At 60.8% G+C, this 14,230-nt stretch carries 12 protein-coding genes; 11 read left to right on the forward strand and 1 reads right to left on the reverse strand.

The window, feature by feature from the left end; translation table 11 throughout:
* The first annotated feature begins 4 nt into the window (after window positions 1-4).
* The 3 genes from LB569_RS04850 to LB569_RS04860 are packed head-to-tail and all read left to right on the forward strand — an operon-like array spanning window position 5 to window position 1,769.
* Window positions 5-571: an invasion associated locus B family protein gene (locus LB569_RS04850; RefSeq protein ID WP_224691319.1), complete on the forward strand. Its 567-nt coding sequence runs from the start codon at window positions 5-7 to the stop codon at window positions 569-571.
* Between the two features lie 12 nt (window positions 572-583).
* On the forward strand, window positions 584-1,258 hold the full coding sequence (locus tag LB569_RS04855) for a hypothetical protein (protein ID WP_224691320.1): 675 nt from the start codon (window positions 584-586) through the stop codon (window positions 1,256-1,258).
* A gap of 31 nt (window positions 1,259-1,289) precedes the next feature.
* On the forward strand, window positions 1,290-1,769 hold the full coding sequence (locus tag LB569_RS04860) for a DUF4189 domain-containing protein (RefSeq protein WP_224691507.1): 480 nt from the start codon (window positions 1,290-1,292) through the stop codon (window positions 1,767-1,769).
* A gap of 9 nt (window positions 1,770-1,778) precedes the next feature.
* On the opposite strand, the gene LB569_RS04865 is transcribed toward LB569_RS04860, so the two are convergent.
* Window positions 1,779-2,063 carry a hypothetical protein gene (locus tag LB569_RS04865; protein WP_224691321.1) on the reverse strand — a complete coding sequence of 95 codons (285 nt, stop codon included), beginning with the start codon at window positions 2,061-2,063 and terminating at the stop codon, window positions 1,779-1,781.
* A 906-nt stretch (window positions 2,064-2,969) separates the two neighbouring features.
* Here LB569_RS04865 and LB569_RS04875 point away from each other — a divergent pair.
* The 8 genes from LB569_RS04875 (at window position 2,970) to LB569_RS04910 (ending at window position 13,603) form a co-directional block, all read left to right on the forward strand.
* A complete protein-coding gene (locus LB569_RS04875) occupies window positions 2,970-3,236 on the forward strand; it encodes a hypothetical protein (protein WP_224691322.1) in 267 nt (88 codons plus the stop codon).
* Entirely contained in the window at window positions 3,233-4,060 is an 828-nt protein-coding gene (locus LB569_RS04880) for an ADYC domain-containing protein (protein WP_224691323.1), read from the forward strand. Before LB569_RS04875 ends, LB569_RS04880 begins: the two co-directional genes overlap by 4 nt.
* Window positions 4,061-4,235: 175 nt before the next feature.
* Window positions 4,236-5,201 carry an AraC family transcriptional regulator gene (locus tag LB569_RS04885; protein ID WP_224691508.1) on the forward strand — a complete coding sequence of 322 codons (966 nt, stop codon included), beginning with the start codon at window positions 4,236-4,238 and terminating at the stop codon, window positions 5,199-5,201.
* Window positions 5,152-6,213 carry a helix-turn-helix transcriptional regulator gene (locus tag LB569_RS04890; protein WP_224691509.1) on the forward strand — a complete coding sequence of 354 codons (1,062 nt, stop codon included), beginning with the start codon at window positions 5,152-5,154 and terminating at the stop codon, window positions 6,211-6,213. Before LB569_RS04885 ends, LB569_RS04890 begins: the two co-directional genes overlap by 50 nt.
* A gap of 272 nt (window positions 6,214-6,485) precedes the next feature.
* Window positions 6,486-7,472: an AraC family transcriptional regulator gene (locus LB569_RS04895; RefSeq protein ID WP_224691324.1), complete on the forward strand. Its 987-nt coding sequence runs from the start codon at window positions 6,486-6,488 to the stop codon at window positions 7,470-7,472.
* A gap of 388 nt (window positions 7,473-7,860) precedes the next feature.
* The gene (locus tag LB569_RS04900) at window positions 7,861-12,066 is read left to right on the forward strand and encodes an autotransporter domain-containing protein (protein ID WP_224691325.1); all 4,206 of its coding nucleotides are present in this window, start codon (window positions 7,861-7,863) and stop codon (window positions 12,064-12,066) included.
* Entirely contained in the window at window positions 12,066-12,965 is a 900-nt protein-coding gene (locus LB569_RS04905; protein WP_224691326.1) for a hypothetical protein, read from the forward strand. The genes LB569_RS04900 and LB569_RS04905 overlap by 1 nt, the downstream gene beginning before the upstream one ends.
* Before the next feature lie 290 nt (window positions 12,966-13,255).
* On the forward strand, window positions 13,256-13,603 hold the full coding sequence (locus LB569_RS04910; RefSeq protein ID WP_224691327.1) for a hypothetical protein: 348 nt from the start codon (window positions 13,256-13,258) through the stop codon (window positions 13,601-13,603).
* The last annotated feature ends 627 nt before the right edge of the window (window positions 13,604-14,230 follow it).

A 14,230-nucleotide genomic window follows, 5' to 3' on the forward strand; every position in this document is an offset into this window, starting at 1 on the left:
GAGGATGCGCGGTCTTGCCACCACAGCACTGGCTTGCCTGCTCCTGCCCGGATCCCTCTTGGCGGCAGTCGGGCAGGAGCAGGCTCATTCGTCTCGGATCAGGCCGCCGGAAATCCCTTTGCCTCCCGATGCAACCCTGGGTGACTTCCAGCGCATCATCCGCCCCTTCGAGAACTGGACCTTGATCTGCGACCAGACCATCAGGGCCCACAAGAAAGTCTGCAACGTCCTCCAGATCGTCGATGATGCGTCGGGCAAAATGGCCTTCAGCTGGTCGCTCGCGGGCACCGAGGACGGCAAGCCCTACATGATTTTGCGCACGGCTCCGAACGCAAAGGCCGACGGTCTAATATCGTTCAAGTTTCAAGGGCGGGACCAGCCGGTCGACGTTCACCTCGACGGCTGCAACGAAGCCGTCTGTGTCGGGATGATGCCTGTCGGGCCGCTCATGCGCCGGCAAATATCGCAGAGCGCCAGCCTCACGGTTTCTTATCCAACCAGGGATGGGAAAACAACCGCAGTCACCGCAACGCTCAAAGGGTTGTCAGCAGCCTTTTCGTCAATCAATTGATCGGGATAAGAAATGAGCCAGCAAGACCAGTTTGTATCGGCGCCTCGCCGCGGTCCGAGCATCGAGGCACAACCGCCACGGTTCGTCGCGCCGAGGCGCAGGTGGCGGCGCGTCCTCGAGGTCGCATTCGTTGCGGTTGTTATGATGAGCGTTGGGTACGCGGCAGCGAACTACGCCGCGATTACCGGTATGTTCGCCGGCCCCACGGCGGCTCAGGCTGAGACGGCGGCGGTGCCGGCGCTTCCGGACTCGCCGTTTGTCCAGCATGTCAAGCAAGCAGGCGCGCAAGCCTGTTCCACCGTCTTTCCGGTGCTCGGGCAGGTTTTGACCACCGGCACGAAATACGCCGTCAAATCTTCGTGGAGCGACAAGGATGCGGACAAGCATACACTCGAAGCCTTGGTCGGCATGGATTATGCAACGCAGGAGTATAGTGGCCCGGCCGCCGGTGTGGTCCTTGCATCGCCTACCGGTTCTGGCTGTGAGGGGGCAATGGTCCGTGTAGCACCGTTCGCGAGCTCCTGCGCAAATATGCCGTCCATTCTTCCGAAAGGCAGCAAAATCACGGACCATCTCGGGCAGGTCGAGGTTTACGAATTACCTGGAAATGGCGGCCAGGCTCTTCTGCTGCCGGCGGGCAATAGCTGCGTGGTGATCTCCGTTGCATCGGCCGCCAAAGGAACATGAGCTGCTGAGATCGCCGGGAGGATTGCGGATGATGAGAGCTAGAACTGCGGCTGCGGCTTTAGGCATTCTGTTGCTCTTGGGAAGACAGGTCAGCTCGGCCGACCTATCGGCCGGGCCGTCCGAGTCGCCAGCACCACCGCCGAAGGATGAAAAAGGCATCTGGGCGGCGATCGCCTATTCCAGCGCCGACGCCAAACACGGCTTCTTCTGGGGGGCCGACGAGCGGCAAGAGGCTATGGATATCGCGGTCAAGCATTGTCAGAATGCTGGCGGCCACGCCTGCACCGTCGTAACCGTATCCCGCAATCATCGCCATCGGGATGACGACGACCAGACCGGCTTCCCCTACAACCACTGTGGGGCCCTTGCGGTAGCCAAGAGGGCGCATGACCGGCTCACCCGGTGGGGTGCAAAATCGGCCGAAACCCGGAGCGAGGCGGAAGACCTTGCCCTCCAGGCCTGCGAAGCGGCCGGCGAAAAATGCACGATCCGTGAATGGGTCTGTACGTAGCCGACTTGGCTAGAGCCTAGAACGTATTGCGAGCACCGTGCGGCGAAACTCGAATACCATTAGCTCGTCTCGGTTATTCGGGTGACGAAATTCGATCACCTTCGCCTGGGCCTCTGGCTCCAGCGGCTCGTGACCAGACACTTCGTGCCAGAACGTTTGACGAAAATAGCGTTGATCGACCGGCTGGCAGTATTCGGGACAACTGTGGAAATGGTCCTGCTGATTTGCAACTTCAGGTCCATGCACCTTGCCAGGGATCGGCGGACCGAAATCAGTGAGTTCATTCCAGTCCAAGATGTCTTGGCGCTCGTCAAGTCCGATCAGGCTATCGTGGCTTCTGCGACGCCGAACGCCTGCGCAAGCTCTACCGGAAGAACAGCTAACGTTCCTTCCAGACTTCACGGATGACGTGCCCGAAATGCGGGCGATTGATGTCCTCAACAGCGATGACGATGAGGACGTGGCCTAGTCGGAATTTTTCCATCGCGCGGACGCGAGGCGAGCGGTGAAAATATCAGAGGATGAGGAGGCGGCCGACGCAGGGCCTGAGTCTCCCGCGCCGGCCAGTGCGGCACGCAGGTCCGCGCGCCGATAAGACAGAACGGCGGTTACACGGTCAACATGCGCGGAACCTAACATCCCCAAGCAACTTGTGTCGGCACCAAACGCTCCGCCGTTGCAGCCAACGGCACTGATCGCAACGACCGCCTCCTATTTCTGGACCCGCAATCCAAACGCAGGTGATTACCCGCGAGGAGCACTATTTCGAAGCGAAGTTCGACGACGACTACCATCGCTACAAGGCCGAGGTTTCTACGCTGGCTTAGATTTAGGGGTAGCTTTTGAATTGGCCTACCGCGCTTTGGTCAATGTGGGAGGAAAAACACCGCTTACTTATAAGTCACGCACGCGCGAGTACGTCATGCTTCGTCCTCATTCACGGCGTGGCGTCTACGACACGCCGTTGCTCAGGAAGTGGTTTGATCTACAGCCCAGCCCGTTGGCTTGTGCTCGCCTGTATCTGGCACGGCCTGTTCTTCTGTTGCCTTCAGTTGGGCCGAATTGTCCAACTCGTCGGGCACTCCAGTCCAAGCCGCTCCTACGGCAATCGGCTAAGTGAGATCATATTGAAGTTCACCGCCAGCATGACTGCGAACGATGGACTGGCTGGAGCTTGGCTCATAACAACGGAGAATCAACATGTCTTTCAAGCAACAGATCGCTCTTGCAGCGGCCGCTTGGCTTGCCGCAACAAGTCTTCCGGCGAACGCCGCTCTGACCTCGAATGCGCTGACGTCGAACGCGTTGACCTCAAATTCCCTCACATCCAATGCGTTGACCTCCAACGCACTGACTTCGAACGGCCAGCAGGGGAATTCGCTGACCTCCGCCAAGAACCCAGGGGCCGACAAGTCCGCAATCGGCACCCTAAATGGCGTGTTGATCGAGGGCGTGAAACTCCATTGAACACATCGCACCTGAAGTCACAGTTTTCCGTAGCAAAAGGATTATTGCTCGTCGTTGCGCTCCTCGCCACCACCCTGACTGCATATTCTCAACCATCGATCCGCAGTGTCAGTGTCGATGGAACGCAGTTTCGAGTGATGACGAGTGACAGCAAAATCCTGCCGCAGGGTACCTTGCCCGGAACGGTCATATCGTTCGGCGATGGGCAGGGCCATCGGCGCAGCCTCCGGATCGATGCGGTCGAGCGCGACGCTCGCGATCGGTCCGGAGAAACTATTCTCTACACCTTCTCCGAACAGGACGCGGCTGGCGCGGGATGGCACAACATCTGCGATGCCGATCCCGATGGTCGGCGCCTGGGTTTCCCCTTGGGCGGCAGTTTTTCTTCCGATATGCGCTATACGGCGTCTGCGGATCGTGTCGCGATCGTCTGCACCGCCGGCGCCGAGGGCAAGTGCATCCGGTTCGGCTACAAGCCATGGGCGCGCGCGCCAGACGGTTCTTCACTCGCACCCTACTATCAGACCTGCTTGCGCCTTGTTCGCGCCGACTATCTGGGAAATGGGGTTGGCCACACGCAAAACGGCGTGCCCATCGATATCTTCGATCGGATTGGCGTGCAGAAGGATGAAGTCGCTCCCGGCATGACACTTGAGGCGGCTTGGGGGCCGGATGGCGCCCTTTGCGTCAGGCATACGCGCCTAGCGAACGATCCTCCGCTCGAAGATCTGGCGCGCCAATCCTCTCATCTTTTCGATCTGGTCGGTCGGGCATGCGACGACGCACACGCAGGACTGCTCTTCGACCGCTCATTCGAACCATGAGCGGCCTTGGGGCATTCGGCCATTGGCTTGTTCAATACGGACCAGACGGCACTGCCGATTGGCCCCTGCGGTATAGAGCGCCCAATGGCTCTGATCTACAGTCACGGACGACGTTGGGATTCCGCCAAGCGGGGAAAGGGCTTCTGTGAACTTGTCGGCGGATGAATTCACGCCTGTGCGATTCTCCACTGAGGGAATTGCCGGGCCCAGAACATTGGCCTCATGGCGCGAGATTTTCGGGCACGAGGTGATGAAACTGGACATGGAACCTTTGGGCGATATGCCATTTCATTGCTCCGCCAGCTTGCGCACGCTTCCCGGCCTTATCATTGCCTCGATCGCAGGCTCACCCAATCGCCTGATGCCGGCTCGAACAAAGGAAGACAGCGAAAATTTTCTAGTCGTGGTCCCGACTAGCGGTACCACCACGGTCTCGGCGCACGGCCGCGACGTGAGCCTGGGGCCCGGCGACGCAACCGTCATCTCGACCGCCGATCTGGATTTGATTGTCACGCCGTCACCGGCAAGTTTCCTGGCGCTGGCCATCCCGGCAATGATACTCGGCCCGGTGATCGCCAATCTGGGTGAGGTGCTGACCACCCTCATCCCCTCTTCAACGGATGCTCTTCAACTTCTTCTGGGCTACGTCGCTGCACTGCACGACGACATGACACTCGCGGCACCGGGCACCCGCCATCAAGTCGTCACCCACATCCATGATCTGGTGGCGATGGCTCTTGGCGCCGGGAGCGCTGTTACCGCCATGGCGCAGGGGCACGGGTTGCGGGCAGCGAGGCTGCGGGCGATCAAGTCGGATATCATGGGGAGACTGGACCAGCATGATCTCTCGGTCGAGGTGCTGGCGGCGCGGCACCGCGTCTCCGCGAGGTACATCAGCAGGCTGTTTAAAAGCGAAGGGAGGACATTCACCGATTTCGTGCTGACCCAACGCCTGAAGCGCGCGCATGACATGCTGCAAGATGGGCGTTTTGCCGATCGCTCTGTCGGCACCATCGCGTTCGATACCGGCTTTAGCGACCTGTCGTATTTCAATCGGACTTTCCGGCGCGCCCACGGCACCACGCCGTCGGATGTTCGCAAGGCCCAAGAACAGTCCGTCGACCGGATCGAGCGAGCGTAACAGCAAGGTGAGTGACGACAATCATTCCCGAGCGGCGAAGACACAAGACAGTCGCACTACCAGCGGATTCTTCGCTCGTTTCAGGACCGAAGACCTTCCTGAACAAGAACGCGTTGCGGCCGTGCGCAATGTCTTGCTGCACAAGCCTGTTGCATTCGACGTCGGCGCCTTGCGGGATGGCTCCTTCCGTGCCGACATGCAAGTCCGCGAGCTTCCGGGACTGGAAATTACGGTTGGACACATCACGTCGCACACGACGCGGACCAAACCGATCATGGGCGATGGCAGCGATGATCTCCTGTTGTCGATCTGCGTCGAAGGCCGGCTCGAGATCGAACATCGCGGCAAGCTGATAAATGTTCCACCGGGCAACGCGCATCTGGGATCGTGCGCCGATCCGATCGCGTATCACACCGACGTCCAGCGCGGCATCTCTCTGCGGGTTCCGCGACATGCGGTTTCCGCCTTCGTGCCCGATATCGACGGCCGGATCGGGATGCCCGTTCCGCACGTCGCCGAGAGCTTGCGGCTGATAGACGTCTATGTGCGTGCGCTGGAGCGCGACACGTTTTACGCAACCCCCGGCATGAGCCGCATGGCGGTGAACCATGTCCAGGATCTTGTCGCGCTGGCGCTTGAAAGCACCGGCGATGCCGGCGTCTACCTGGCCGATCGCGGACTTCGGGCGGCCCGGTTGATAGCCGTCAAGAAGGATATCGTTGACACGCTCGGGCAAGACGATGTTAGCGCCGAAAGCCTCGCTATGCGCCACGGCATCTCATCCCGCTACATCCGCAAGCTGTTCGAGTTCGAAGGCGCGACATTGTCGGCTTTCGTGCTGGAGGAAAGACTTCGCAGAGCCGACAGGCTGTTGTCCTCGCCGCTGCATCACCACCGCCAGATCGGCAGCATTGCCTATGACGTGGGTTTTCGTGACCTGTCCTATTTCAACCGGACGTTCCGTCGCAGGTTCGGCATGAGCCCATCAGAGGCTCGCCACAGGGACCGATAGCTGCGCAAAAGCTCAAGCCTGAGGTCCTTAAGGCGTGCTGGTTCCATCCAGGCATGGTCATGGGTCCGCTTTCTCCAAGCCAGGCCCCCGCCACGGCTGATAACGTCTTGTCGGGCGCGCTTGCGCGGGAGCGCTATGCGGTGACGATCCCGATGATCGAACCGCGAGAGCAGTGGACAACGCAGGATTGGCGAGCGAGACTTCCTGCCGTCCGGAATTTGTCATAGCACTTGCGCCGCCCGTCCAACTCGCCCTGATGGGAGTGATGCCCCTTGAACCCGACGCCGCCGCGCGGCTCACCCATTCGATTCTCGACGGATGATTTTCCGCAGCGAGATCGTGTCGAGGCATGGCGCGAAACCTATGGCCGCGCAGTGCTTAGGGTTGATGTCCAGCCGCGTTCGGGCGAGCCATACCGCAGTGAAATGAATATGCGAGGGCTGCCTAACCTCGGCGTTGGCCTGGGCTTCAGCACCGCCGCGACCTATAGGCGAACGCATGCCTTCACCGATGGCGACGAATGCCTGTTTCTCGTGCATCTGAACGGCAACGGGGCGGCCGGGCAACGCAACCGCGAAGTGTTGCTCGCGGATGGCGATGCGACCCTGCTTTCCGGTGCGGAAACCGGCGCGACGGTGTTTCCTGTGCCTACGCGTTGGCTGTCCATTGTCATGCCGTACGAGCTTGTGGCTCCCGTGGTTCCAGATCTCAGCGCTGTGCTGGCCCGGCGCATCCCAGCCGACACGGAGGCGTTGCGCCTGCTAGTAGGATATCTCAAGACGGTCCTGCTGGCCGATACGGCGCTCTCGCCGCAAGTCGGCGAACTGGTTTCCACCCATGTCTATGACCTGGTGGCCATGGCTCTCGGCGCCACGCACGACGCCCATGAGACAGCGAGGCGTCGCGGTGTGCGGGCGGCCCGGCTCCGCTCCATCAAGGACGACATCGCTGCCAACCTCGCTTCTCGCGACCTCAGCGTCGACATGCTTGCCGTGCGTCATCAGATATCGCAGCGCTACATCCGCGCCTTGTTCGAAAGCGAAGGCACCAACTTCACCGACTTTGTCCTGGCGGCGCGTCTGGCGCGTGCGCATCGCCTGCTGGTGGCGGATCGTTTCGCCTTGCGCGCGATCGGCGCCATCGCCTTCGAGGCCGGCTTCGCCGACCTGTCGCATTTCAACCACAGTTTTCGCCGCCGCTATGGCGCGACGCCGTCCGACGTCAGGGCAATGCAGCTTGGGCGAAAACGAACAGGCTGACTGACCGGGTTTCAAAGCGAAGCCAAGCTGGACCGATGACCAATCTGGCCGCATGCGTAAGAGCAAGGATCAAGGGCGCTTAGGTGGCTGCCTCAGGCGCGAAGCGAACTTTTTTATCACACCTCCAGAGAAAATCGGCCTGTTCCGTTTCAGCCAAGCCGTTGTCCGCAGAGGCCAAGTTTCCGCGAAAGCCATCCGCTAGCGTGAATCCAAGCCGCCAGTCGCGGCGCCGGTTGATTCCGAGGGGCATGTCGATGGCAAACAATCCTAGCACTGAGCAATCAGTGGATCCGGCGTCAGCCTGACCTCACGCTCCTGACCGAACGCGTCTCATAGTGGCTCCTTGCCCCGGCGCGCCACCTCATCATAATCACTGAAAGCGCTCCTGATGTTCGCTACGACACCTGACGCCAACGCGTCCAAGAAGATATACTCCGCGTCACGCTTTCTCGTTGTGATGCTCGGTTCAACGGCGCTGGTCGGCGTTGGCCTGTCCGCTCCCGCCGTGGCAGGATCGCCGGCATGGACCGGGTCGGCTTCCACCGATTGGTTCAACGACGGCAACTGGACGCCGGGCAGCGCGCCGACGACCGGCGACATGGTGACGATCGACGCCGTTTCTCCAAACCCCACGGTCGTGGATGGCGGCTCGACCGCCGATCTTGGCGGATTGGATGTGGGCGGCGCGGCAACAGGCGCGCTGCGCGTACAACTGGGTGGTGTGGTCAACGTTTCGGGCAACGCGCGCGTCGGTGTTGCAGTGGGCAGCAACGGAAACATGACGATCAACGGCATCACCGCGCGCATGACGGTCGGGGACTTCACGTTGGGCGTCAGCGGTGTGGGAACACTGAACATATTCAATGGTGGCCTGTTGACCTCCAGCGATGCCATGCTGGGCGCGTTCGACGGGGGAGCGGCGAACGTCGCCACGGTCTTCGGTGCCGGTTCGAAGTGGAATCTCGGCGCACACAATCTGGTTGTGGGCAACGATGGCGTTGCCGAGGTGGATGCATTGCAGGGCGGCGCCGTGGTAGTCGGCAGCGTCTCCATCGGCGAAGCCGCGGCCGGTTCCGGCACCGCCAAGGTCGATGGCGGCGCCTCGGCGATATCCAGCAGCGGCACGCTGTCAATCGGGGATTACGGCAAAGGCTTGCTCGTCCTCTCGAATGACGGCTCCGCGACGGCGGCGCAAGGGACGTATATCGCCGCATTCGCCGGCTCTACTGGCACGCTCAATATTGGTGGAGATGCCGCCAGCGCGGCTGCCGCGCCGGGCGCCCTGGAAACGCCAACCGTCACATTCGGCGCGGGAACCGGCACCATCAACTTCAATCATACGAGTTCCGACTATACATTCGCCGCCGGCATGACGGGCTACGGCAAGCTCAATCAATATGCCGGCACAACACATTTGATGGGCGATTCCAGCGGCTTCACCGGTCCGACCAACATCTATGGCGGCACACTGCTGATCGACGGCACGTTCGGAAGCAACGTCAGCACGTTACCAAATGGCGGGCTTGGCGGCAAAGGTGTGATCGCGGGCGCAGTGACGATCGCCAATGCCGGAGCATTGATCGGTGTTCAGGGCCAGACCTTGACGATGGACTCCCTGTCTCTGAGCGGAAACTCGATCATCAGCGCCACGCTGGGGGCTCCAGACAGCGACCCTTTGTTTTCCGTTGCCCATGACCTTACGCTCGATGGCAGGCTCTTCATCGAAGCGGCCCCAGGGTTCGGGAATGGCGTCTACCGGCTTGCCAATTATGGCGGCATGCTGACCGATAACGGCGTCACGATCGTCGCCACCCCGTCCGGCACCACGGCCGCGGATTTCGCGATACAGACGGCTGTATCGGGCCAGGTCAATCTGATCAACGACAATGTTCCAGCCGGCTCGTTCAGTTTCTGGGATGGCGCGGGCCACGCCAACAACAGCGCCATTGACGGCGGCGACGGGATATGGAGCGCGACGGTACCCAACTGGACCGATGCAACGGGCGCCACCGACAGCGCCATGCTGCCACAGCCGGGTCTTGCCATTTTCGAAGCCGCGCCGGGGACCGTCACCGTTGACGATGGCGCCGGCAACGTCACCGTCACCGGTATGCAATTCGCGAGCGACGGCTATCATGTCGTCGGCGGCGCAATCACACTTGCAGATCCCGACACGGCAGTTCGTGTTGGCGACGGGACGCTGGCCGGAGCCGCCTATGTCGCGACGATCGATGCGCCGCTGGCCGGTACCGGCGGCCTCGAAAAGACTGACCTCGGTAAGGCAGTTCTGGGTGGCATCAACACCTATACGGGCGCAACGACGATCACCAACGGCACGCTGGCCCTCTCGGGCGATGGCAGCATAGCGGCCTCGAGCGGGGTGAAGGACAACGCCACATTCGACATTTCGGCGACCAGTGCCGGCACCTCAATCAGGTCGTTGTCGGGAGACGGCTCGGTCCAGCTCGGCTCGAGGACTCTGACACTGACCGCCGCCCAAGACAATTTCGGTGGCGTCATTTCCGGCATTGGTGGTTTGGCGGTCACCGGAGGTTTCGAAATCCTGAACGGCGCAAATATCTACACCGGCGGCACGACGATCAGCACCAATGCCGGCGTGATCATCGGCAATACCTCCACCACCCAAGGCTCGATCAAAGGCGACGTGGCGGATAATGGGGTGTTGGGCTTTGACCAATCGGACGCTTTGACTTTCGGCGGCGTCATTTCCGGCTCGGGTGCGGTGGAGGAGAATGGCAGCGGGTCCGTCACACTGAGCGCGGTGAACACCTATATCGGAGGCACGTATATAGGTTCCGGCACGATGATCGGCTCGGCGTCGAGTTTCGGCTCCGGCGCAATCACCGCCAATGGCGCGCTGGTTATTGATCAGACCTCAAGTGCCATACTCGCCAACGTCATCAACGGGACTGGAACCTTCGCCAAACGCGGCACGGGTTCGCTCGATTTGAGCGGCACCGGTAGCTTCAGCGGCATTACCACGATCGAAGCCGGTGAACTGGCCGTCAACGGCTCGTTCGTCAACTCCGCGGTCGTGGCGGAAAGTGGCACGAGGCTGAGCGGCACCGGCACGGTCGGCGCCTTGGTCGCTCAGACGGGATCGATCGTTGCGCCCGGCAACAATTCGATCGGCACGTTGAATGACCACGCCTATGCGAGTTTCGATCATGGTTCGGTCTATCAGGTCGAGGTCAATGCCGCGGGCCAGTCCGACAAGATCATTGCCGGCGCCGCGTTCATCGCCGGCGGCACCATCCAGGTGCTGGCCGGAACCGGCAATTATGCGCCCTCGACCCAGTACACAATCCTGACAGCCACCTACAGCGGGGTTTCCGGGGTCTTCGACGACGTCACCAGCAACCTCGCTTTCCTGTCGCCTGAACTGTCCTACGATGCCGACAACGTCTACCTGAAGTTGACCCGCAACGGCATGACGTTCCAGAATGTCGGCCAGACGCGCAACCAGATCGCCGCGGGCGGCGGCGTCGAATCACTTGGCGACGCCAGCCCGATTTACGACGCCGTGCTGCAGCTCGACGCGCCATCCTCGCGCGCGGCCTTCGATGGCTTGTCCGGAGAAATCCACGCTTCAGTCAAGACGCCGATGATCGAGGACAGCCATTTCGTTCGCGATGCCGCCACCAACCGCATCCGCGCAGCGTTTGGCGGGGTCGGCGCCCAAACCAACCTCGACAACCAGTCCATCGTGGCCAGCATCCCGGGCGATACGCGGGCGCGAACCATCAACCCGGACCGCGGCGCATTGTGGAGCCAAGCTTTCGGATCTTGGGGGTTGACCGACAGTGACGGCAACGCCGCCAACCTCAACCGCTCGATCGGTGGCGTCTTCGTCGGCGGCGACGTGCCTGTCTTCGACGATTGGCGCATCGGCGCCATCGCCGGTTACAGCCATTCGAGCTTCGACGCCAAGGGGCGCGGCAGCGCCGGCTCCAGCGATAATTACGATTTCGGCCTTTATGGCGGCACGCAGTGGGGTGCGTTCGGCTTGCGGGTCGGCGCCGCCTATACGTGGCACGCCGTCGACACCGGCCGGTCTGTCGCGTTTCCGGGCTTTGCCGACAGCCTGTCCGGCAAGTACGATGCCGGCACCGCGCAGGTGTTCGGCGATCTCGGCTACCGCATCGACGCCGGCAGCTTTTCCTTCGAGCCCTTCGCCGGACTTGCCTATGTCAATTTGCGGACCGATGACTTCAGCGAAGAGGGTGGTGCCGCCGCGCTTAGCGCCGGAAACCAAAGCACGGCCGTCACCTTTTCCACGCTAGGCCTTCGCGCTTCGGAGAAGATCGATCTCGGTGGCGTGACGCTGACGGCGCGCGGCACGCTTGGCTGGCGCCACGCCGGCCAGGCCACGCCGGTCTCAACCCTGACCATGGCCGGCGGCAACCCCTTCACCGTCGCGGGCGTGCCGATCGCGCGCGACTGCCTGCTCATCGACGCCGGCCTCGACATGGCCTTGTCGCGGACCATCACTCTTGGCCTTTCATACTCCGGCCAGATCGCTTCCCATGCTCGTGATCATGGCTTCAACGCAAACTTGAACTGGAAGTTCTGATGAAATGTGCCGGTGCGGTTTGGTCGGGATCACTACGACGGTCCACGTGGGATATTCTTGGTTTTTTTTTGAGAGTTCGGTTTCCAATCGTCGTGGCCTCTCTCTTCATTGCATCGGCGTCGGTGGCCGCCGATGCTCTTCAACCACTGGCAGACGAGCCGGTTGCACAGCACATTTCGGGCTACGGCGAGATCTACGTCGGTGGCCTTCGGATTGAAGAGGGCGCGCCCGATGGGACAACTGATACCGGCGCCGCCGCTGCTCGCGTAAACATTCCCTTTGCGAACCTCTGGAACCTGCAAGGCGATCTGAGTTACGAACGCATTTGGCAAGACAGCTATAATTTTAACGGCAGAGGCGCAGCTCTGCACGCCTATTATCGTGATGCCACGTTCGCCGCCGGTGCCTTTGCCATCTACAAGAGCACTGCCTACGACGGCGAGAACGAGGGCCACCAGTATCTGATCGGCCCCGAGGCTCAAGTCTATCTTGGCAACCTGACGCTTTATGGTCAGGCTTGGTTCGGGCGGTTTGAAAACGATTTTGCTCACGAAAAGCAATGGGGTGGTCGAGCGGTGGCAAGATACTTTATTCAGAAGAATTTGCGCGTTGATGGTGAATTCAGCTTTGAAGCCACTGATATTGGGGTTCCTTACGATGTCCTCGCGGCCTCGGTTGAAGCAATGTACTGTTTTGAAGACACACCGTGGTCGATATTTGGACGTTACCAGTTCGAACATTACAAGATCGATTCTTTCGATGCCGGAAACGGCAGCAAATTCGTTGTCGGTCTGCACGCAAGTTTTGGCAGCAACTCTCTGTTTGACGAGGATCGTGCCGGCGCGACGATGGATACGCACCAGGCAAATTCGATCCTGAGTTTCACAGCCGTCCAGTAAAACCTCCCGGTCGGTCGGTAATCTGGTGCGAGATGCGAGGGCGACGCTTGTTGCAACGTGTGCGCGTGTGCCGAGACGCCAGTTTTGGCTTCGGTCGCCGCACACTCACCCGGCTTCGACATTCGGGGGCCGGGCTCCTTCATGGGTTTTGGACCCACTGAGCAAGCTTGCCGCGCGGGAGGAGACCATGCTGTGGCAGCGAAAAAGCCGAATGTTCTCGCCGCAAGCCGCAACGACCCGGAATTGCATTCGGCCGCCATAGGCGATCCCGCGCTTCTGCTGATGAGCGATTGGCAAATAGCTCGGTAAATCTCCATGCTGTTATGCCGCGTGCAGCAGCGCTCGGAGAGCCGAATGCTGGTCAATCCGGGAATTCAGGTATAGGCCGCAGATTCACCGAAGCGAGTTCAAATCAAACGGCGCGCAGTCTCGGTGGTGCACAGGAGTATGCGGTTGCGCGGGAGGCCGAGGTCTTTGCGATGACCGAGGCTCTTAAGATTCAAGATTCGATCCCCGAAGTCGCGGCTACATCACTCATCGGCGTCATCTCCAAGTTAGAAATGATCGTCGGCGCTGATCGAGACATTGGTGATCCTACCGACTTCCCGCTGGCCGCAAATTGCGTCTGTACTGCATGACTTAAAGGCGATCGCGGGAGATTTGCCGGTTGATCGCCGGAGCCGGGAAAAGACGCGGAGCGATGTCGCCAGGCATTGGGAGTCCGCAGTCAAGCTGGTCGCGGCGCTGAAAGAGGAAGGCGCGGCCGAATACCGTGGCGATGTAACTGTCTTTGACACGCCCGCTTCACCAATTGTCGCCTGCAGCCGGCATTGACGAGTGAGACGAAACCGCAGGGCGCCAGTCATTGCACGCTGTGGCGCTATGACATGAACTTCGTACTTCCCTTCGCCGTACGGAACCACTGATGGCGGGTCGATCCACCATTGGGAGACCGCTGGCTCCCGGCCGGCGGGTTTTTTGGTTGGAACCGATGTGCATCGCCGAAGTTCTCAATGTGCTCGGATGTCCCCTCAACCGGGTAGACAAGCAAGCCCGTCACTGCTTCCTCAGCGGCGGGCTTTTTTTTCCAACGTTATGTCAGTACGGCAAGTCGGCGTACTCAAAGGCGAACACTCTCCCGCTAGTCTCGTTTGTCACCTCAAGGAAGTGGTATCCCCACCGGTGAAGTATCACAGGTCGCTTGGTTGCCCGCTCGGCGGCCTGATGGGATGTGGATGCGTCAGCGCGGTATTCAGCGATTACTC

Origin of the sequence: Mesorhizobium sp. BH1-1-4, from assembly GCF_020165665.1 — a bacterium.
Classification (GTDB): Bacteria; Pseudomonadota; Alphaproteobacteria; order Rhizobiales; family Rhizobiaceae; genus Mesorhizobium.